The 24,799-nt window shown below is 42.3% G+C and carries 7 protein-coding genes; all 7 read left to right on the forward strand.

Features of this window, described 5'->3' with window-relative positions; genetic code table 11:
- Positions 1-75 precede the first annotated feature (75 nt).
- The 7 genes from MHB80_RS10530 to MHB80_RS10560 all read left to right on the forward strand — a co-directional run bounded on the left by MHB80_RS10530 (position 76) and on the right by MHB80_RS10560 (position 24,694).
- Complete coding sequence (locus tag MHB80_RS10530; RefSeq protein ID WP_341282090.1) at positions 76-729, forward strand: TnsA endonuclease N-terminal domain-containing protein; 654 nt, start codon at positions 76-78, stop codon at positions 727-729.
- 1 nt (position 730) lies between these two features.
- Positions 731-2,854 carry a Mu transposase C-terminal domain-containing protein gene (locus MHB80_RS10535; RefSeq protein WP_341282091.1) on the forward strand — a complete coding sequence of 708 codons (2,124 nt, stop codon included), beginning with the start codon at positions 731-733 and terminating at the stop codon, positions 2,852-2,854.
- A gap of 14 nt (positions 2,855-2,868) precedes the next feature.
- Positions 2,869-3,912 carry a TniB family NTP-binding protein gene (locus MHB80_RS10540; protein WP_338555586.1) on the forward strand — a complete coding sequence of 348 codons (1,044 nt, stop codon included), beginning with the start codon at positions 2,869-2,871 and terminating at the stop codon, positions 3,910-3,912.
- Positions 3,913-4,024: 112 nt separating this feature from the next.
- Positions 4,025-5,731 (forward strand): TniQ family protein, encoded by a 1,707-nt coding sequence (locus MHB80_RS10545; protein WP_341282092.1) that lies wholly within the window; start codon positions 4,025-4,027, stop codon positions 5,729-5,731.
- Positions 5,732-6,198: 467 nt separating this feature from the next.
- Entirely contained in the window at positions 6,199-6,855 is a 657-nt protein-coding gene (locus tag MHB80_RS10550; RefSeq protein WP_341282093.1) for an EcsC family protein, read from the forward strand.
- Between the two features lie 1,336 nt (positions 6,856-8,191).
- Entirely contained in the window at positions 8,192-15,511 is a 7,320-nt protein-coding gene (locus MHB80_RS10555) for a SpvB/TcaC N-terminal domain-containing protein (RefSeq protein WP_341282094.1), read from the forward strand.
- A gap of 54 nt (positions 15,512-15,565) precedes the next feature.
- Positions 15,566-24,694: a neuraminidase-like domain-containing protein gene (locus tag MHB80_RS10560; protein WP_341282095.1), complete on the forward strand. Its 9,129-nt coding sequence runs from the start codon at positions 15,566-15,568 to the stop codon at positions 24,692-24,694.
- The last annotated feature ends 105 nt before the right edge of the window (positions 24,695-24,799 follow it).

Genomic DNA, 24,799 nt, shown 5'->3' on the forward strand with positions numbered 1-24,799 from the left:
CTTGTTACTTAAGGAAATAGTTTTATAGATTGCTAGAATTGGACAAGCTAAGAACTATTGGAAGGAGATGAAACCATGAAAAAGCGCACCGCCAGACGTATTAAACCTATAAAAGGCCGTCATTATCGATGGAAAGTCCCACTACTTAAAAATAATAACATGATTCATTGTGAAAGCCGATTAGAACGCAATTTCGTTCGATTACTCGACTTTGACCGTGAAGTACTCCAAGTGGAATCGCAGCCAGTAGGACTTTTATATTGCTACAAGGGTAAAGAAAGGAAGTATTATCCGGATTTCAAAGTCATAACAAGTGATGGACACATCCGGATCGTAGAAGTTAAGCCTAAGTCAATGACGCAAAAGCCCGAAAATATCATGAAATTTATCATTGGCCGGATGTACTGCGACTTGCAAGGCTGGGATTATCATATCGTAACCGAAGAGCAGATTTTCCGTGGTTATATCCAGGAGAATTTGGATAAGCTCAGGGCGATGGGGAATGAATGGACGGAATACAATGATCTAGTTTATGTTCTTCATTCTCTGCAAAACACTGGTGACTCTACAATTGAAATGCTCCAGTCAAACTGTACTGATCTTGATGAATCAACGTTTTATAAGTGTATCTATAAGCTAATTTATCACCAAAAGGTATATGCAGATTTATTTGCTACAGAACTTAGTGAAGGAACAATGGTGTCCATTCAAATTGGAGAGGAGAATTGATATGCAGGGATTTGCTATTTTACCAGGTTTACGGTTTATGTGGAAGGAACAAGAGTTTCTCATCCGCAAGAGTTTGGATCATAATGAAATTGAAGTAACCAATTTGTCATACAACTTAGTTGAAGTGTATTCCGTTAACGAGTTGATCGAAGCTTGGAACGACGAGCGACTGATCATAAAACGCGACTTTATTGTAAAAGAAGCAGAAGTCATACAACATGATGTTGACATGTTTAGTGAGGATGATCGGAATATCATTAAAAAACGATTCAGGATATTGGAGCCAGTCTTACTTGGGATAGTCAAGCCTAAAGATTATGAAAGCTATATAAATACTCTTTCTGATGATCTGAGACCATTCGTTTCTTCTGTGTCTACATTGTACCGATGGAAGAGGCGCTGGGACGAAACTCACGATAAACGAAGTCTGTTGCCACGTAATGACCTGAAAGGAAGCAAAACGTTTAAGATTCCGAAAGAAATCCAGAATATCATTGAGCGTTTTTTGATCAAGTATGATAAAGAGGGCCTGGATGTTTCTAACCGAAGAATTCATAACGAGATGAAGGTAGAAGTTCAAGAGTTAAATGCAACTCGTCCTGAGGAAGGAAAATTAACACCTTGCGGAAAAGCGACGACTAACCGGGTTATCCAGCATCTACGGAAGACGTACATAAAGGATCGCGCTAGACACGGCACCGTTCAAGCAAATTTAAACAAATATGGTTCTACAGCTGAAGTATATGTAGAAAGGCCTCTTCAGCGAGTGGAAATTGACTCGACACCGCTTGACCTATTTGTAGTTGATACTCTGAATTCTAAGAAGGAACGATTTAATTTAATTCATGCTGTAGATAAGGCAACTGGTTATGGGCTAGGATATGAACTTTGGCTCGGAGAACCAAACGCAAAAGCAATTAAGCAGTGTTTACTGCACGCCATGCTGCCCAAAACGCATATTCGATCGTTATATCCAAGACTTCAACACGATTGGACCGCATTTGGGAAACCGGAAGTTATCGTTGTCGATAACGCCAAGGTGCACGATGCCGCGGATTTGGAGGAATTTTTCGGACTAATTGGTATCGAAGTTCAGTTCTGTCCTGTGAAAGCCGGGCACCATAAGGGAACAGTTGAGCGAATGTTTCGCACCATGAATGAAAAGATGTTCCACAGTATTCCCGGAACCAGCTTTTCAGACCCAAAGATGCGCTCTCTATATGACTCTACTGGTAAAGCTTGCCTAACGCTTAAGGCACTACATGAAATTATTCATCTTACCATGGTAGATATTATCGCAAATGATTATAGCTCATCACGAGGAGGAACACCAGCCTTTTTATGGGAACAAGGTCTTAAAGACTGTAGAGTTCATAGAACTCTTCCTATGAAAAAGAAAGATCTGATTATGCTATTATCCACTGGACTAGAATATAGAAAAATAACGAACAAGGGAATTGAACTTGCCGGCCAATTTTTTCAAAGTACGGCTTTAATGCAGTTATCGGATCAAATAAAGCGTAAAAAAAAGGACAAAAGTGTTCGATTGAGGTTTAATCCTTCCGATATGCGTACGATTTATGTTTTTGATGAAGAGAATGATCAATATATCGAGGCGAATCCTGTACGAAACAGTCTACGGAAGAAAAATATTGATGAAAATCATCCCGTTCATATGGCTCAATTAAGATACCATTGTCATCGGAAAAATAAAGAGTACAACGAATTTGACACAACGCATTTGGTGTATGCTTATCAGCACGTAGAAGCCATTGTCCAAAACAGTCGGAGTGAAATTGCTCAACTCGAGAAACTACCCGATGATCAGAGAGCCGTTGAGCATTACAAGCATCTTTCCTCAATCCAACTACTTCATAAAGCTCAAATTGCTCCAGACCAACTGGAATCTTTAGAATTCAAAGGAGAGATATCCCCCGCTACAGAGGGTCAATCTAGAAAGTCTACAAAGAGACGAAAAGTGAATTCAAAATTAGATGATACGAGCTCTAAATCGTTTTCGAGTACGGCAGGTATTGAAGTTATTTCAGAAACTTCTGAGTTGCCTTTATTACTTTTTGATGATGATCTGGATGATGATTGGGAAGTTACTATTCGTGAGAGTTGAAGGAGGGATAAGAAATGAAATCTACAAAATTTGATTCACTTAAAGGTAAACCCTTAACTTATCGTGATCCTGAATACAAGAAAAGAGTGGAGCATGTAAAAAGAATCATCGTTAGGCATCCGCAATATGAGGAAGTATACGAGGAACTCGAGGAAGTGCATGTCACTTCGCAGGGGTCTGTGCAAGCATCTCAACTCAATCTAAGTGGCCGGACAGGTGCTGGAAAAACAACAATAGTGAAACAATACTTAGAGAAGTATCCAAGAAGATTAACGGATACGGGAACAATTATCCCTGTATTATATGTAAAGGTTCCGCCTCGTTTGAAAACTCCAAAAGCTTTGGCTTCTAAAATTTTAGGAGAGATGGGTGATTTATTCGCGAATTCAGGTACAGATGAGGAGTTAGGGAGAAGAATCGTTCAATTTGTTCTTGATTGTCAGACGGAAATGATCATTCTTGATGAATTTCAACATTTGATTGATCGGGACACACTTAATGTTCTCGCAACTGCGTCGGATTGGCTCAAGTTACTTACGGAAGAGTTAAATATTCCAGTTATCTTATGTGGACTACCAGAATCAGATGGTATTTTTGAGTATAACGAACAGATAGATGGGAGATATCCGCGAAGAATTATATTGGAACCGTTCGGATTTGAAGATCAGACGCAACAGAAGAAATTTCGATTATTTCTGAAAAAATTAGACGATGAGTTACCATTCTCTGAATATTCGAATCTTAGTGATCCAATGATAGCTTCAAAAATCCATTATGTAACAGATGGTGTACCACGCTATATCAAAGATCTCTTAATGGAGGCATCGAAACTTTCGTTTAGACGAGGTTTTGATTTTGTCAATGAAGATTCACTGCATGATGCTTTTCATCGACTCACACGTTCAAATCAAAGGTATGTTATTAATCCATTTGGGGACACTCGGTTTAATTACTTTGAGGCTATAGAGATCAAAAGAACAAAAGAAACTGCATTTATTAATTCACAGTACCAAAAACCCAATCAGAAGAACAAGAAACAATCAAAAAAATTATCATAATTTAGTACATCTCTTAACACCTGGAACCTGCAGGTGTTTTTATTTTGAAATTTCTAGTATAGTACCGTAGCATTGCGGGAAAACTAGATTCATAGAAAGGAGATGTTAGAACATGTTGATTAATAGACCAGAACGTTATCATGATGAGAGTATATCTAGTTATTTATACAGATTAGCCAGAGCCAACTATAGACCGCTGGGTGTTTTGTTAGCATCCTTTGGAATTACAAGAGCGGAATGGTTACGGAATATGATTTCTGAAGATAAACTCATCCATATAGCAGATCATTTAGTACAAGATAAAAACATTCTGCATCAGGGGACATATTTTGTTTACCGAGAGTTGTTGGATGAAAATTCAGATTTGCATCTGCTGAAAAATCGAATGAAATTTTGTCCTGATTGCTATAGAGAGGATGCATATCATCGAATGATGTGGGGCCTCAAACCAATAACGATCTGTTTACAACACGGTACCAGATTGATAGACGCCTGTCCAAGCTGCGAGAAACCGATTGAGATGGAACAGTTCATGTGCGGTTTTTGCAAGTGTTGTGACTTCTACTATAAGCAAACGAAATCGATATCGATTCCTTTTGACTCTATAGAATTTGAGCTTCAAAGTGAATTTCATGGAGGACTATTTCAAAACGGTATAATGTTTAGAAATATTGGAGGATTAAACGTTAAACAATACTTACGTTTAGCTTATCACTCTTTTCACCTATTAGAGGAATTGCCTTCATTTCTTGATTATTCAAAAAAACATATCCGAATTTTTCATAACCGTCGCGGTGGCATTCAACAAAATGAATTGTTAGCAGAAGCTTATAATCATGTTTTTTGGATGTATCATGATTTTCCATGTCGGTTTCAACGCGTCTTATTTGAGTTTTTAAAGAAACCCAGAAAAAAGCTATACCTACAGAAGAAAACTTACGAAGTTTTATTTCAAGAAGAGGGTTTCTCTTTAATTAAAAATGAATATGAGCAATTCTGGATTAATGAATTGGAGAACGGTACCGTGCGAAGGGATCTGTCAATTTTCAAAAAGAATCATGATCTACTACTAAGAAAAAAATATTTACGAAAAGAAGAAATTAAGCAGCTTACTGGAATATCATATCCGAAGTTGGAGTCACTTTGTAAGTCTGGCCAGATAGATATTATTTCACGGCAAAAAGGGAAAACAAAGCAACATTTTATTGATAAAGATACTTTTGCCCGTCTGCATGAAGAGAGGCAATTTTACATTAATAAAAGAGAAGCAGCACAACTCCTGGGTATTCAAAGGAATTCTATTTATCAACTTTTGAAAGAAGGTCTAATAAATGAAGTTCATACCGCGTTCAGCCAGATTAAGCTTATTAGACTAGATGAAGTGTTAATGTTATTGGAAAAATCAAGAGGGGTATTTTATATCAAGGTAAAAGGACTATCATTTCAGCAGGTACTTATCAAATACTCTGTAAATGGATTAACGATTTCCAAATTATTGAAATTTATTCATGACAATTTCCTCCACCCTCAATTGGCTGTTTTAAATGGAAATCTTTCGAATACTTGGTTTTGGGAAAAAGAAATACAACGCTGTATAGAAATTTTAAAATCAGATAAGCAAATCACGGATGGGATGTATATGCAAGATGTCATGCAGTACTTAAAAATTGGTGAAAAAAAGATGAAAAGAATAGTAGAAAGCGGACAATTGATACCGGACAGAGTAATCGTATGGAAAGATGGACGAAAACGATATTTGTTTAGTAAAAGAAAAGTAGCTGATTTTAAACAGAGTATTTCTAGTCGGACAGCTCATTAAAAAAGGGGAGGTAAACAAATTTTGTGAATCTGATCAACAGGAAGCTTAGGATACCCCGTACATTCTTACTTTCCTATTAAGCAACTGGCTTCCAAGATAAAAGCTAATAAATATGACACACAGATAAAATTCAAAACATTCATTAACATCAAGATGAACAATAAGAAGTACCAGTAAGACATTCCTCGAGTATATTTTCCCACTTGCTTTATTATGAAATTCCTGATTAAAAAGGCTACGCCTCACTTCAATCAGTAGATTTACAATCTGCTTCAAAATTTTTAAATTGGAATATACTGTTAATTGGATTCATTCTTCTTCCTACTTAATTGTGGAGATTAGGTTTACTACTTATAGAAAATATCGCCAAATAGGGTCTTTTGTATTACAATATAATAGATGTTGAGACCTATGATAAACACGCACGATACATCAAATAAATTATTTGTCTGAGAGGGAAGATTAAGATGGCGAAACTAAATAAAGATGTAGTATTAAAAGCACTTGATTGGGCATATGATAAGTCCCTTAATGGTCTTCCAGGCGCTGAAACTGCTGAAGAACTAGCGGAGAATTATTTGCGTAAAGCCAAGTCAATTGAAGAGGCGGCAAATTCGTTAATCGGATGGCAAGTATCTAAATCTGCTACTTCTGGTTTTTTGACCGGACTTGGAGGTTTAGTGACTCTACCTGTAGCTATTCCTGCTAATCTTTTAAGTGTATTATATGTTCAGATGAGAATGATTGCAGCTATTGCTCATATGGGCGGTTACGACCTTCGAGACGATAAAGTTAAAACATTTGTTTACATGTGCTTATGTGGTAACGGGGTAAAGGATATCATCAAAGATGTAGGGATTGTATTAGGTCAAAAAATAACGAGAGTAGCCATTCAAAAGATATCTGGTACTGTTATTACTAAAATTAATCAAAAAATTGGTTTTAGATTGTTGACTAAGTTTGGCAGCAAAGGTGTGGTCAATCTAGGTAAGATGGTCCCAGTAGCTGGTGGGCTTATTGGTGGAACATTTGATGGGGTTTCCACTGCAACCATTGGCAAAGTCGCTAAGAAAATGTTTATTCAAAATGGAAATGATGGTTATGCAATTCCCTTAAATGCTTAACATTGAGAAAACTCTTGGAAATATCAGAGAAGAACATAGATGCGAAAGAACTACAGGTATCGTTGTTATTTGAACTGTAACCCGCAAGATGGACACTTTTAAAAAAGTGACCTCTTACGGTGCTCAAGACCCCATATAGTATACATTGAAAAACACCTAAGTAATAAGCTGACGCCTGTGCTCAACTAGGGTCAGCTTATTTAACTTTCGAGGCGCCAGATTTCTCGTTCCTGCTCCGTTTCCATTCGATGAGGTTCTCCTCGCCTGTCCTCAATCGCTTTGTGACCGCCTTCGCGATATTTCCTCATCCACACCTTACTGATCCTTATCTTGTACACCTAAGTGTTCTGCGATTTTTAGATAGCTCGAATCTTCTTCGCTATACAGGTGGATAGTTTTCACTTTCAGTGACTTCGGATAATGTTGAAACGTTTGTCCTTTTTGGATGTGCATAAAAATGTACCAAATGGAATTTTATGGGTTAAATTTTCTATTCCAATATCTACTCTAAGGGGTGTGCTTCAGGTTACATGACAAGGCTTTTAGATACAACAGATGATGCTAAGCCTCTTTTCACGTTAGCAGAATTATTAAGAATTCCTGTTTTTGACATCAGAATGTTTTTTTCATTCAACATGGGGTTTCTAAGCGAAGTTTCAGATGTTGTAGCTATAGATCATTTTTTTAACTTTATTGCAAGGAAAAAGAAGTGAGTACCGCTGAAGCGATCAAATTAACGGGACTGATTCTCATTTGTGGGACAGGGGTCAAACATCGATGCATAAATATTCACATTCTTATTGTTATATAATCATGAATGAATAATCATGAATAAAGCTTATATGTGCCTTAAGGAGGATTTCTCATTTTCTATGATTCATTATTAGTATTAGATTAATGGAATTCAATAATTTTTCATCTTTCGTGAGTCAATAAGCTTATTAAATAAGGCTTTCCTGTCTTGGTTTTTGCTGCTTTCATGATTCATCACATGCGCGTTGCGCGGCTTTTTCATTTTAAGGATATAAGTTCTTGTCCAAAGTCATGGATAAGAACTTATATCCTTAGCCGTATTGGCACAAGAACTTGTATACATAGGCGAGATGGGGTTAACTGCTGAAACTTATCTGGGTAGCTCCTGTTATCGAATAAGGCTGTGCAAAAGCTGTTTCGACGATATGCAGGGGGAGCAGCGTATATGAGCGGGAATCAGGAGTAGCATGAATGCGATTACAACGGCAGCTTTTTTATTGACATAATATACTAAATGAGGATATGATTTCATTAAAAAAGACCTCAAGCTCGAATTGGGGTCTAGGTATGAAGAGGTGAAAAAATGAAAAAGGAAATAGAAAACTCACAACAATCTTCTCAATTCCTCAAAGCAGATGGAGGGAAAACGAAGTCCAATGCAATTGAAATTCCGTCCATAGCATTGCCAAAGGGTGGCGGCGCCATAAAAGGAATTGACGAGAAGTTTTCTGTTAATGCCGTTAATGGAACAACTTCATTTTCCATACCTCTTCCTTTCTCTCCAGCCAGGGGCGGCGCTTCACCTGCATTGAATTTGACTTATGATTCTGGCGCCGGAAATGGTATTTTCGGCATAGGTTGGACTTTGAGTCTGCCGGCCATTAAACGCAAAACCGACAAAGGACTCCCCAGGTATTTGGATGAAGCGGATTCGGATACGTTCCTTTTTTCCGAGTCTGAAGACCTTGTTCCGGAATTCGCCAAAGAAGCGGATGGCCATTTCCATACAGATGATGGTGGGAATTACATAATTAAAGAAATGGATTCCCCGGACGGATTGTTCACAATCAAGTTTTACAAACCTCGTATCGAAGGATTATTTGCCAGAATGGAGATGTGGACGGGGAAAACATCGCAGGAAATCAAATGGCGGGTCATTACGAAAGAGAACGTAACGACACTTTTTGGATGGAGCGCCTCATCAAGAATTACCGACCCCAAAGCAGCAGAAAAAATATTCGAATGGCTGCCTGAATTTGTCTTCGACGATAAAGGCAACTGCGCTCATTACATCTATAAGCAAGAAGACGCTAAAGGGTTTGACGCTTCGTTGCTGCACAACCGAAATCGCACGGAAAACGGAAAAATTGCCTATACCAATCTGTATCTGGAAAAGGTGCTGTACGGCAACAAAGTGCCATACAAAACGTTTAATGACGCCTATCCGAATGAAACGGAGTACCTGTTCCGAACCGTATTCGATTACGGGGAATACGACGCCAGCGCTCCATTTGCGATCAATAAGGATTGGGATTTTAGAATAGACGCTTTCTCAGAATACAAGTCAGGGTTTGAGATCAGAACCACAAGATTGTGCAAGCGGGTATTGCTGTTTCATTATTTTACTGAGCTTCCCGGCGGCTCGGCTTTAGTAAAAACCCTCAATTTTGGATACAGCACGGCAAGCGAAGCGGATTTTTCCTTCCTAAGCTCCATTACCGCTTATGGATACATCAAGAAGCCGGATGGAACCTATACGGATAAAAATTTGCCGCCTGCCGAGTTTGAATATCAGAAACACGATTGGAGCAAGGATGTTAAGGCCATTTCCTCGGATTCACTGATTCATGCGCCTGTGGGATTGAATGAACCACTCTATCAATTTGCGGATTTATTCAATGAAGGTCTCTCGGGCATCCTGACCGAACAAAACGAAGGCTGGTTTTATAAACGAAATTTGGGTGGCGGCAGCTTTGAACAGGCAACACTGATTTCGCCAAAACCCTCATTTGCAGGCGTTGGTTCACAGCTGCAGTTGATGGACCTGGATGCGGACGGAAGCAAACAACTTGTGAACATGAGCAACGAGCCGACAGGGTATTTTGAATTAGGCGAGCAGGAAGAGTGGCAGCCTTTCCGGACTTTCGACAGCTTGCCCAATATCAATATGGGAGATTCCAATGCCCGGATGATTGACCTCAATGGAGACGGCAAACCGGAGATTTTAATGACAGAGGATCAAGTATTTATCTGGTATGAATCGGCGGGCAGAAAGGGCTTTGAAAGCTACCATAAAACATTCAAGTCCCTTGATGAAGAGACGGGCCCTAACGTCGTCTTCGCCGACCCTAAACAAACCATTTTCCTGGCGGATATGTCAGGCGATGGTCTGACGGATATCGTCAGAATAAGAAACGGAGAAATCTGTTATTGGCCGAATCTAGGCTACGGAAGGTTTGGCGCTAAGGTGGGTATGGATCATGCCCCGGTTTTCGACCATCCCGATGCGTTCAACCCTTCATACTTGCGGCTGGCCGATATTGACGGCTCCGGTACGACCGATATTATTTATATTGGCAAAAACAAATTCACCTGTTGGGTGAATTTAAGCGGAAACGCATTCAACGCAACTCCATTCGAAATCGATCCCTTCCCTGAAATACATCATCAGGCCCAAATCACGGCAGCCGATTTGCTGGGCAATGGCGTTGCCTGTATTATCTGGTCAAGTCCTTTAACCAAGGATGCCCAGACACCTTTAAAATACATTGACCTGATGAACAGTAAAAAACCTCACCTCATGGTTTCCTACAAAAATAACCTCGGCAAAGAAGTTTCGCTGGAATATACTCCCTCCACCAAGTTCTACATGGAAGACAAGCTTGCCGGAAGGCCATGGATTACCAAGCTGCATTTCCCGGTACATTGCATTTCAAAAACCGAAACAAGAGATCGTATTACAGGCTGCCGATTCGTCAGCTCTTACCGATACCGTCACGGCTATTACGACCATGCCGAAAGGGAATTCAGGGGTTTTGGCATGGTGGAACAGACAGATACCGAAGATTTTGAACATTGGATACAAGCAAATGCAAGCAATATTGTGGACAAAACCGTGCATCAGGAACCGGTAATAACCAGAAGCTGGTTTCATACCGGAGCCTTTTTAAGCAGGGAAAATATTCTCAATTCGTTTGCTCAAGAATACTGGTTTGCAGAAATGGGAAGGCAGGGCCTTGCTGTTGTAAACGATGAATCGCCTTTGCCTGATGGGCGGATCATTGCCGCGCCAGGATTAGATCCATCTACTATTAACCGTCTCAGCGCCCAGGAATGGAGGGAAGCGTTACGTACCTGCAAAGGCATGGGCCTGCGTTCGGAAACGTTTGCTCATGATGATTCATTAGCTCTCTTTTCCGCAGCAGCGCATAATTGGGTTATCGAACTGCTGCAGCCGCAAGGGCAAAACAAGCACGCCATATTCATTGTTAAAGAAAGCGAGGCCATCTCCTACAGCTACGAACGGAACACAGGGGACCCGCGAATTGCCCATACCCTCAATATCAAAATGGATGAGTATGGAAATGTGTTAGAGTCGGCGTCGGTGGTTTATCCGAGAATACAAGTGGACCTTTCCCTGCCCATAGAAACTCGGGAGGATCAGAACAAAATACGAATAACCTATACGCAAAACAGCTTCACCAATGATATTGACGCTGCCGCTTCGTACAGACTGAGACTTCCCTCGGAAACGATGACTTATGAATTAAAGGGTGTTGCCAAAAACAGCCGCCTGTATACAATAAATGATTTTGAGAGCATCCTTACGGCTGCCGTCGAAGCGGATTATCATCAGGTTGATAAAAATCCCGCACCCGGGACTCCGCAGAAAAGATTAATTGAACACATACGCTCGATTTATCGCAGCGACAATCTAAAGGATGCTTTGCCGTTATATCAATTGGCATCATTGGGGCTTCCTTTCGAAAGCTATCAATTAGCCTACACTCCGGCACTAGTCGACCATATTTTTGACACAAAGGTTAATGAAACGCTGATGCTGGAAGGTAAATTCACACATAGGGAGAGTGACGACAACTGGTGGATTCGATCGGGAACCACCCAATTTGTCGGTACGGGGGAAGCCACAGCCGATGCCAGGGACCGTTTTTATCTCCCCATTTCCTATACCGATCCATACGGCGCCAAAACAAAGGTGAAATATAACAGCAGCTATCGCCTTTTCATTGAAGAAACCGAAGACGCATTAGGCAATAAAACCAAGGTTGAGCTTTATAATTACAGGACCCTTTCACCGCAGCGAATGAAAGACCCGAATAACAATATCTCCGAAGCTATTCAAGATGAATTGGGCTTGGTGAAGGCCACGGCGATATACGGCAAAGGCAATGAAGCCGATGATTTGATTGGTTTGAACGAGTTTTCTTCGTTGTCTGAAAATACACAGGTCAATGATTTTTTCCAAGCGCCGGCTTCCGATATATTGGTTGCGCATGGGAAAACCTTATTGCAGCATGCCACGGCAAGATTTGTCTATGACTTTGATGCCTATAGAAATTCAGGAAAGCCTGCGGCTATCGCCTCCATTGTAAGGGAAGAGCATTATCGGAAAAACAAGGATTCGCCTGTTCAGATCAGTTTTGAATATTCCAATGGTCTTGGGAAAGTGGTGATGAAAAAGGCGCAGGCCGAGCCTGGGCCGGCCAAGCAGGTGATGGTGGGTTCCGATGATACTTACACTGTCGCCGATATCGATACCGCCGCGCTTAACCCCAAGCAGCTGCGCTGGATCGGCAACGGCAGAACCGTGCTCAACAACAAAGGCAGCGCCGTAAAACAATACGAGCCGTACTTTTCGTTAACGCACAACTACGAAGATTTGAAGGAATTGGTGGAAACCGGGGTTACGCCCATCATGTATTACGACGCGCCGGGACGGCTGATCAAAACCGAAAAGCCCGATGGCACGTTTTCGCGCACGGAATTTGATTCATGGAAACAACTGGTGTACGACCAAAATGATACGATTTTGGAATCTTTATGGTATTACAAACGCGCCAACCGGCTGATCGATGCCGAGCTCATTGCAGCAGGCAAAAACCCGGAGAGGGAAAAGGCGGCTGCCGAAAAAGCGGCCAAACATGCGGGAACCCCCAATGTCCAGCACTTTGATACGTTAGGCAGGCCAGTATTGTCGGTTGACCATAATAAACATGTGAAAGCCGGCGAGGATGAATTTTACGTAACCAGAGTCGATCTCGATATCGAAGGCAATCTGCGTAAGGTTACCGATGCCCGCGGCAATGCAGTGATGCAGTACAACTATGATATGCTGGGCAACAAAGTCTATCAGCGCAGCATGGATGCCGGCCAGCTGTGGCTGCTGATGAATATTATGGGCAACCCGCTGCGCACATGGGATGAGAGCGATCACGAATTCCAATATTTTTACGATATCCTGCATCGGCCTGTCCACAGCATGGTCATAGGCGGTGATGGCGATAACCCTCTTAACCATATTTTTGAGAGGATATTTTATGGAGAAACAGAGGGCAGCCCTGAACTGAAAAACCTCAGGGGGCAGGTAATCAAGCATTATGACACTGGCGGAATAGTGGTAACGCCTGAATATGACTTCAAAGGAAAACCGAATTATTCCACCCGCAAGCTATTCAAAAATTACAAAGGCGTTGTCAACTGGACAGACGCTAACTTAGTAGCAGATCTTGAAGCCGAGAGCTTTACCTTTATGACGGAAACAGACGTCCTTGGAAGAATCACAAAACAAACCGCGCCAGATGGCAGCATCATCATTCCCGTTTATAACGAAGCTGGTTTGCTGAACAGTGAAAGCGTTACCCATGCTGACCTTGCTATGACTACAACCTATATAAAAGACATTGCCTACAATGAAAAGGGCCAGCGCAATGAAATCATCTACGGGAATGATGTCATTACCCGATTTTATTATGACAAGGAAACCTTCAGGCTTAAGCGTTTAGAAACTAAACGGACGAACAACGACCCGCTTCAGGATTGGCATTACACCTATGATCCGGTAGGCAATATCACCCATATCGAAGACGTGAACATTCCTGTCGTTTTTTTTAATAACCAAAAGATTACCGGAGTTTCCGCCTATACCTACGATGCTCTTTATCGTCTGGCGAGCGCCACCGGTAGGGAGAACAATGCGCCGCTGTCTTTTGACAGCAAAGACAACTGGAACGATGCTGCTTTCATGCAGCAATTAAACCCCGGCGATCCGATGGCTATGCGGAATTACACACAAAGCTACCTCTATGACGCAGTCGGAAACATTTTGCAAACGCAGCATCAAGCTGCTGGAAACAACTGGACAAGGGATTATAACTATCAGGCTGCGAATAATCGTCTGATCAGCACGCAATTAGGCGCGAACACTTACAGCTACACGCACCATCCGCGCCATGGCTTTATAACCGCCATGCCCCATTTGGAAGATATGGGATGGAACTTTAAAGAAGAGCTTGTAAGAACGACAAGGCAGCGGCGCACTGACGGCGGCACGCCGGAAACGACCTATTACCAATATGATGGGCAAGGGCAGCGGATAAGAAAAATTACCGAGAATCAGGCCGATGCAGGTCATACACCTAGCCGAAAAGACGAACGGATTTATATCGCGGGCTATGAGTTTTATAAACAGTACAGCGGCGCGGACGCAGGGTTGGAACGGACCAGCCTGAGCCTGATGGATGGGCAGCACCGTTTCGTCATGATCGATACTGAAACCAAGCCCAAGGTGGTATTGGACATACCGATGGGACGAACGAGCCCTGTTCAAACGGTGCGTTATCAGCTGCATAATCATCTTGGCTCAGCAGCGTTGGAGTTGGACGATAAAGCGAGGGTAATCAGCTACGAAGAGTACCATCCTTATGGCACAACCGCTTTTCAGGCTATAAACGCAGCCATAAAATGCGCAGCTAAACGCTATCGGTATACTGGCATGGAGCGGGATGAGGAGAGCGGGTTGGAATACCATAGCGCGAGGTATTACGTGTCGTGGTTGGGAAGGTGGTGCAGTGCGGATCCTGAAATAATTTTTACGAACCATTTGCAAAAAAAATCCAATATGAACAATTCGTTTCAATTTGTTAATGCAAGACCTCTTATAGCAATTGATCCCGATGGCCGAGATGCGGTGATTATAGCCTATCCAGATTTTAAACCTGAGATTACAGACGGGTGGAGACCGTTAGCACTTGGACATGCCGGCATCCTTTTGATTGACAATAAAACCGGCACGACAAAATATTATGAATACGGTCGATATGATAAAGAAAAAATAGGCTTAACAAAAAATGTAAAAGTATCAAACGTCGTCATTGAGAACGGTAAACCAACAGAGGCCTCACTACAAAAAGTACTGGGAGAATTATCAAAAAAATCCGGACACGATGGAAAAATTGTCGGAGCATATATCAAAAGTAATAAGTTTGATGATATGCAGAAATATGCAGAAAATAAGATTAAAGAAAGTACCGATCCAAAACGAAAAGAGTATTCTGTATTAACTAATAATTGTGCAACCTTTGCAAAGGATGTCGCTAGGGAAGACAATAGCGTCCCTGATCCAACAATCATCAATCCTTCTCCTAATAATATCGTGGATGAATTTATTGAAGAAGGTGCTCAAAAGGTTGAATTCACTCCTTCGGCAAGTACAACTACGAAACATAAATCTGCACCCGCACATCAGCCTGTAAACAAACCATCACCAGCAAAACAGAAGAATAACTCGCAGCATACTCCTTCACATACAGATCGTAAGAACAATAAGTTACCTCCCTTGAATCATAGAAAACATCAAGAAGGGAAGAAAAAAGCGGCTATATAAACTAATTTTCTGTGCCTTGATGTTGAGTGCTCAGATATAGAAGAGAGGCTTGTTATGGCAAATCAAACAAAAAACCAAAAAAAAGTTGAATTAAAAATCGATTTTTTCAAATTCGATCTGAAATCCAATAATGAACAAAAGGCTTTCGAGAACATCTACAAAACAAACAATGGCAATTGGTCCGTCATCAAATCCGAGCTCGCCGGAGCAGAAGACTTTACGCCCGCCGTCATCAACAACCTCGATTTTACCCATCGTCTGGCCGAGTGGAGCAATGACAACAAAGAACTGATTTCAGTTTTTCAACAAGACGATCAAATCTATTCGATGCGCGATATTGCGGCAAAATATAATAAATCAGCATTCGTCGAAAAAGTGGAGGGGTTGGCTCCAGGAGAATCAGAGGAAGACAAGCAGTCTTTTGCCTTCAATCTGCATCGCGAGCTTTTCCGAACAGAGCCAACCGCTATGCTGGTCAACATGATCAAAGACCCGCAAATACCGATGCTGAATGACGCGGTAGGCGCCAATGTCGCGGCTGTTTTAGCAAAACAGCCCGATTTCAATATCAAATCCACATCTATCTATGAAATCGTCAAAAATGAAGAGGCGTTGAAAGACATCCCGCTCGAAAATCATGAAACGGTAATAACCCGGCTTAAAACGTTACAGCGCATCGCTGCGGTAAGCACGGACACGGATGCGTTGCCGGTGCTGTACAACGCGAACTTGCATTCAGCCATGCAAATTTCCGCTATCCCCCAGACGCAATTCATGACAGTGATGAGCAAGAGCGGCTTGGATGATAACACCCTCAGGCAGATTCATAGCAATGCCCAACAGGCGCGTGTACGCAACGAGCAGGCAATTATGGCGTTAAGAGAAGCAGGTAAAGGTACAGGCGTAGCCTTTATCGATAAAAGCATGAATATGGCCGCTAATGCAGATATGGAGACAATGAGCTACAAAGTCGAGGGCATAGGACATACGGCTCCCACCCTCGAAGAAACCCTAGCCAAGCATAATCTTTCTTGGGACTTGCTATTTGGCGATGCCGATTTCTGCGAATGCGGCGAATGCACTTCCGTATATAGTGCGGCGGCGTACTATGTGGAGCTGCTGCACTATTTGCGCAACAACAATCTCGATCCCGATTCCGATAACCCGATTCCGATTAAATCCAATCCCAAAGATATTTCTGGCACGCCGCTCGAAAAGCTGTTTGACCGCAGGCCCGATTTGGGCTGCCTGGAGCTCACCTGCCAAAATACAAATACGATCTTGCCTTATATTGATTTGGTAAATGAGGTCATGGAAAATTACGTGGCCTTTAAGCATCTTAAGCCTTTTAACGTGGAGGATGAAACCAGCAGCGAGCTGCTGGCCGAACCACAGCATACCGAATACCAAGCTTATTGCATACTGAAAAGCGAGGTTTATCCTCCCTCGTTGCCCTATCATCAACCGATTGATGCCGAAAGAATTTACTTAAAGCATTTGGATACCAGCCGCTATGAACTTATTAAAACGTTTAGAAAAAAAATGACCGACAATGATGAGGAGCTTGTCCATTTAAAAAACGAAGCGCTGGACCGGGCGGCAGATGCGGAATTTTTAGGGCTAACGATGGAAGAATACGTGATCCTGACCAAAGCGTGCTTTGAAAGCAAAGCTTTGATGGACAAGCTGAAAAATAGAATCCACACCGATGAAGAGTATCGGCAATTAATTGGCGTAAAACCGGTTTGTAAATATTATGGCTTTGATGATGATAACCCGATGCTGGGGGACGAGGGGCTTACTCGCATTAAAAAAGAGTTTTTGCGCCGTACAGGCATTGACTATTTCAATCTGGTCGAGTTGTTGAAAACCGGCTACATTAATCCATTCATGCCCAAAGGCAAATCTAAAACAATCATGGAAAGCTTGCATTTCAGCTATCGCTTTTTGCAGAACTATGCCAAGGCATATGGCATTGAAAAAATGGCTGAAGTCCTGGTTAAAGGCGAAAAGCTGGCCAATCTCGTGCCATTGCTCAAAGAACAAATTGAACTTCTCACGAACAAAAATGCTTTGAGCTGTCCTGAATCAAACCGGAATGCAACAGAGATCTCCGATAAAGACATCATTCACTGGGTGAAATGCAACTTTGAAAAAGTGGGCAAGATGATCGTGATTGAGAGCGGAAGAGACTGCGTGAATGGCAAGATTTTAAGAGCAGAACGAGAGATTGCTGTTGTTGAAGATTGTACGATTTTCTTGGAATATGAGCGGAAAAAAATAGAAATTGGAAGCATTGATAAAAAAACCGGAGAACTATCGTTTAAAGATACGCAAAATGCCATAGATCAGAGTGCTTTTAAAGATTCATCGTTCATTAGCGATAAAGGGGACAAAGGCGTTTTTCTGGTCATTGATAATAAGGTGTACCTGATCTATTTTGAACAGAGAGACAGCTGCGATCTCGATACGGCGTTGCTTCAGCATCTGGACGGCACACCTTTGACTGTCCAGGAATATGACAGGATTCATCGGTTCATCCGTTTATGGCGTAAGCTGGGTTGGACGATTAATGAAACCGATCAGGCTATTGCGGGCCTTAGCGGCGCAATAACTCCGGGCAGCAAGCCGGCAGACAGCCTATGCGATCATTGCGGCGAAGAAGAGGATTGCCATCATGAAGATTGCGATTGCTGTGAAGAAGATACGGACACGCAAGCTTTCGATATCAACCCGAATTTTATTTATCAGCTTGCAGCCGTAAAGAAGCTGCTGGATAAAACAGGAGTTGAACTCATTAAGCTGCTTTCTTTTTGGAGCAATATTAGTACCGCCGGGGAAAAGTCGCTTTATCAGCGGTTATTTCTGACCCATAACGTCTTGGGAATCGATAAAATATTCAAGGCTGACGATAGGGGCAATTATTTGACAGCTGATGCCAAATTGCTTGAACATGTTCCGGCAGTGATGGCTTCTCTCAATCTTTCTGCCGACGATATCCAGGCGATTATGCAGGCTGCCGGAATGGAAGACAAGCTTAACCTAAGTAACTTGTCCATTCTCTATCGTTACCGTCTATTATCCAAAGCGATAGGTTTAAGAATCTCCGCCTTTATTAGTATTTTGCCGTTGTACGGAAATATGTTTCAGGATGCCCATGCGTCTCTCGAATTTATGGAACGATGGGAAAAGATGGAGTCTGCCGGATTTACCTATCAGCAATTGAATTACATCATCAAGAATGCAGATGACGAAAAAAAACCGTTTGCCCCCGCCCAAAAGAACGTTTTGCAGCTTAGCAAAGCCTTGTATGACGGTTTAAACGCCATTGATGAAGCGCATAAAGACTTAAAAGCCGATCGTTTCATTGCAGACCCCGCCATGCAAAAAATAAACATCCAGGAACAAGCAGCCAGTACGTTGATACGAAGCAAGACGAGTCTGCTATTTGAAACCGACACGATTGAAAAAATTATCGGCCTATTGGAAGGCGCAAACGTATTTACGACCAATGCGCCCAAAAATTTGAACTTTACTGTGCCGGATACCAATACGCTTAAAAATAAACTCAAATACGATAAAACCTTGGGAACCATTCAAATTACGGGCATTTTGACCGAATCTGAAGCTGCGGATTATAATGCGATCGGCAATAGCTCCGATTGGGTAAATGCGCTGACGCGCATTCAAAAGCAGCAAGACAAATGGTTTAAAGAGCTTTTATCGAGTGTTTTGGAACAGGAACAAACAAAAACAGATGATGAAAAAGCGCAGCTAGAAGCCATTATCAAATCGGGAGACATCATGATTCCGTTGGATAAAATCCCGGAAGGGGAAGCGGACACTAATACCGGTCCCCAGAAACGAGCCGCCTTTCTGGAGCTATTTTTGCCCTATTTGCGCCAGCAGCTATCCCGCCGTTTTGTGATCGATACGCTTGCCAATTTTACCGGTCTTGACACAAAAATCACCGGTGTACTGGTTTCGGAGGTGCTGAAGCTAGGCTCGTCCGTTACGCCGATTTACGGCATTTTTGAAAAAATCAAGGAAAGCGCAAAACCGGAAGAGACGAATTGGAGCGGATATCTTATACCTGCTGCGGACGCCGGCTATACGTTTATTATTAAAAATTGCGACGCTAAGCCCGCTGTCAGTATTGATGGAGAGGCTTTGGATTTTACAGCACAGGAAGACCCGACTAATGAATGGTGGAGTGGGACTAAACCATTACAGGCCGGAAAATTATATAAACTGGCTTCGACCGGCGTAGAGCTTAAAAATATGTTCTGGAAAACGCCTGCTTCAGCTATTACTTCGATCCCCTCATCCGCGTTAATACCAGATTTTGCTTCGAACCAATGCGAACCGGCGTTAATCGCCTTGAAAAAAGCAGCCATGCTGGTTTCCGCCTTTGATCTAAGCGAGGATGAAATCCGCTTTTTAGACCTACGCAAGACCGGCTTTGACATTCTGGATTTTAATGCTCCAACCCTTATACAGTGGCTGCGCATGGAGGCATATGTTGGGCTGCGCAATTCCTTGACGCAAGCCAAGCTGAACTTGCTTGACTTTTGGAATTGGGTATATGATGCCACATCGGATGAAACCAAGCTCCTTGAAAAGATCGTTGATCTCACCTCCTGGAAAAAAGAACGCATCGAAAAATTAATCGCTTCAAACCATTTCAATATTGGTAAATTAGAAGATTACCGCAATGAAATAAATCTGCTAAAACTACAGGAAGCCTTAACGGTTGCCGACAAAATCGGCATTGATATTGATTTGCTTTTTGAATGGGCAGTGCCTGTTTCCAAGTTCAGCGCCTGCCGCAAAATAGCCGACGGCATCAAAAATGCCATTCGGGCCAAATATAGCCAAACCAACTGGGAGCAGGCTGTGAAACCTCTCCATGACCAGCTTCGGAATAATCAGAAAGAAGCGTTGATTGCTTACTTGTTACAGCAAAAAGAATTGATCACTTGGAACGTTACAGACGCGGACGGATTGTTTGAATATTTTCTGATCGACGTGCAAATGGAAGCCTGCATGGAAACCTCGCGTATCAAGCAGGCTATCTCATCTGTTCATTTATTTGTGCAACGCTGCTTCCTTGGCCTGGAGGAAGAGCACAACGGCATAAAGCCCGACATTTTGGATCGAACGCGTTGGGATTGGATGCAGCGTTACAGAGTTTGGGAGGCCAACCGCAAAGTATTTCTGTATCCCGAAAACTGGATTGAAAGCAATCTTCGTGATGATAAAAGTCCGTTTTTCAAAGAGCTTGAAAGCGAACTTCTGCAAAAAGACATCAATAAACAAAATGTCACCGATGCTCTTAAATCTTTTCTGTATAAAGTGGATGAAACCGCTAATATGGAAGTGGTCGGGCTGTATATCGATGGAATAAGGACTGGAACACAGTGGAGTAAAGCCGCAAGGCTGCATGTTTTCTCCCGTACGCGCAATGCCCCCTATATCTTTTATTACCGCTACTTGGCATTGGATGAGATGAACTGGTATCCCTGGGAGAAGATGCAGGTTGATATACCGAGCTACGATCTGGAAGACTTTGCAACACATCAGATAACAGGCAATGGATGTTACCTCACGCCTGTAGTCTGGAACGGCCGGCTGCTGATTTTCTTCCCGCAGTTCATGAAGAAAACGAAACCTAATCCTGCTTCTGACACCGGCAGTTTTAAGTCGCTTGGAAATGATGCGAATGGAATTAGCAATTCAAAGCCTATCGATTACTATGAGATCAAAATGGCTTGGAGCGAGTACAGAAATGGAAAATGGACGCAGAAGCAGCTTTCAAACAATGCTCTGCTAGTGGATATAGTAAAAGGCAGAAGGATCGATCAATTTACCTTTATCCCGAAAACTTCCGGTGCTAACCTTATGATTCATGTTGAAGAACAAGTTGCTGATGATACGGCAACCTTTAAAGGCTTCACATTTACAGGCAGCATGCTTGAAGACGATAAGGAAGCAAGCAGCGTGCAGTTTACTTTGCCTTCCAGCATACATTCGGAATTCGGGACAACTGAATTCCAGCGAGCCTCCAATCAGATACAATCGTTGCAGTTAACGAACGGTGCGTGGGGAAATGATGATGCCGCTTTTACAGTAAACCGTAATACCGTAATGTTTAATTATACCAATATTAATATTTGGTCATTGGAATTTTACCATGCTGATACGCCGAATTTATTGAACAAAATAAATTCGGGTCAGCTTGAATCGTTCTTTAACTATAATCAATCCATGCCTTTGGATGTGTTTGGTCCGTTCGACCACGATAATCATTCATCCACTCCCGTTATTTATCACGAGCTTAAACGGCCATATTCGCTTTATAATTGGGAGCTATTTTTTCACACGCCAATCCTTTTGGCCGATGCGCTCAGCAAAGCCCAGCAATTTGAGGAAGCCATGAAGTGGTTCCACTTTGTGTTTAATCCGATTGCCGATGGGAATGAGGATAATCGATTCTGGCAGTTTAAACCGTTCAAACATATGAACAGTCAGCGGATCTTGGACAGCATCTTCAATAACCTCAAGCCTAATGCTGCGGATAAAACGATCAACGAATGGCGGAATAAACCTTTTATGCCGCATGTGGTAGCACGGAGCAGACCGGTTGCCTACATGAAATGGGTCGTTATGAAATACATCGATAATCTTCTTGCATGGGGCGACTATCTTTTCCGTCAGGATACGATTGAAACGATCAACCAAGCAACCCAACTCTATGTTTTAGCAGGCCACATACTAGGTCCGAGACCAATGATGATACCTAAGCGGGGTAAAATCAAACCGAAGACTTATATTGGTTTGTTGGATAAATGGGATGCTTTCGGTAATGCCATGGTTGAGTTGGAATTGGCGGCTCCCTTCAGCGATCAAATGACTTTGCCTATTGGCTTGGTCAATAATGAGCTTGCTTTTGCCAACATCTTCGGCATGGCTGCATCGTTATATTTCTGCATTCCCAACAATCCCAAGCTTATGGGCTATTGGGATACTCTATCCGACAGATTGTATAAAGTACGTCATTGTCAAAACATAGAAGGGGTTTTCCGAAAGCTTCCCTTATTTGAACCGCCTATTGATCCGGCTTTACTGGTTAAGGCCGCCGCGCAGGGGTTGAGCATAGCCTCTGTATTAAATGATCTCAATACGCCAATGCCTAATTATCGCTTTTACTATTTGTTGCAGAAGGCTCTCGAATTATGTAATGAATTAAAGTCGTTAGGCGGCGCCATGCTGTCCGCCATTGAGAAAAAGGACAACGAAACCATCGGGCTTATTCGGGCAAAACACGAAGGAGCCATGCATAATCTGGTGATGGAAATCAAGAAAAGACAACTGGAAGAGGCGCAAAAAAATATTGAAAGTCTAATCGAAAACCGTAGGGCACCGGAAGCCAAGATGAAATATTACCTGTTGCTGAGCGGCCTGGACGAAAGCTTGGTGTCTGCTAATACGGCTGATTTCAATGGGATACCCAATGATATTGTAACTGTGGATGGGGAAAGCGGATTAAAATTGATACCGTTTGAAAAAGAAGATATGGACAAGGCGAGCGAGGCACAAAATAAGCAGCAGCAGGCGGCCCTTCCTGAAAAAATGGCAAGCATTTTGCATATGCTTCCTAACTTTAGCGGCAATATGGAACCGTTCGGGGTTGGCATGTCCACTACATTAGGCGGCTCTAATCTGGGAGCTGCTGCTCAGGCTTGGGCTAAGTTCTTGCAGCTTGATGCAAGCGAATTGAGTTACGCTTCCACAAGTGCAGGCAAAAAAGGCGGCTTTACCCGCGCCATGCAAGAACGTATTTTTCAGGCCAACGCTGCAGGATATGAACTTAAGCAGATAGACAAGCAAATTACTACCCAGGAAATACGAATCAATATTGCCAACCAGGAAATAATCAATCAGCAAAAGGCAATAGACAACGCCAATGAAGTGGAAGAATTTATAAAGAACAAGTACTCAAACGAAGAGTTATACACCTGGATGAGGGGAAGCTTGAAAACCTTATACCATCAGGTTTATAACCTGGCTTATGAGCTCGCCAAAAAAGCCGAAAAAACCTTTTGCTTTGAAAGAGGCATCAGCAGCGCTAATTTCATTCAGTCCGGTTATTATAATGCGGGCAGAGACGGACTGTTGGCAGGCGAGCAGCTCTATGTGGGACTTAAGCAGCTTGAAGCAGCTTACCAAAACGAGAGGGGACATGATTTTGAGATAACCAAGCAGCTCTCCTTATATCAAATTAATCCTCTGGCAATCATACAGCTCAGAGAAACGGGCAAATGTGAATTTGCACTGCCGGAAGTTTTATTTGATATGGATTATCCGGGTCATTACAGACGCCGCATCAAATCGGTATCCGTTTCCATTCCTTGTATTGCGGGTCCTTATACAGGCATTAATGCCACACTCAGTCTTTTGAAAAATAAATTCCGGAACACGGCTATAGGCGGTAAAGCTTACGAAGAAAATACCGAGGAAACGGATGACAGGTTCAGTTCTTATACGATACCGATTAATGCGATAGCGGCCAGTTCCGCTCAAAATGATAGCGGGATGTTTGAGCTTAATTTCAAGGACGAGCGATATTTGCCATTTGAAGGAGCTGGGGTGATCAGCAAGTGGCGTTTGGAGCTGCCAACGTTCAGACAATTTGACTATCACAGCATTCCGGATGTGATTATTCATTTTAAATACACAGCTTGTGAAGGCGGTGAGCGGTTAAAATCCGCTGCAATCAAGTCTTTATCCAAACGGCTTGAAAGCATTGAACAGGAACTCAGTGAAACAGGCTTACATGTAGCTCTGAATATGAAACATGACCAGCCCAATGAGTGGCATTTGCTTAAAAAGAACGGGACTGTTGATTTGAAAATTGGTAAATCAAGGTTGCCTTATATGGCTCAAACTATGGATGCTACTATTGAAAATGTAATGTTTGTGGCAAAGGTTAAGGATAATCCGGCAAGTTTTTCAATCAAAGTTGACGGCAATACTGCTGATCTTGACAGAATAGATGAATGGGAGCTTTGCCGCGGGAGCAACGAAGATATTGCTCTGGATAAAACATTTGTGCTGTCTGTTGATTCCACGCCATTGAATAATCTTGAGGATTTAATAATGATTGTGAAGTATAGTTTTTAAAATAAAAAGTGTGCAGCAACATAACAGGCGGCCAATACAGCATTTTGTCGCCAGAAAATAATATAGATAATCACCGCCTGAACCCCGCCTGAACCCTTGAAGGTT

The organism is Paenibacillus sp. FSL H8-0537, from assembly GCF_038051995.1.
GTDB lineage: Bacteria > Bacillota > Bacilli > Paenibacillales > Paenibacillaceae > Pristimantibacillus.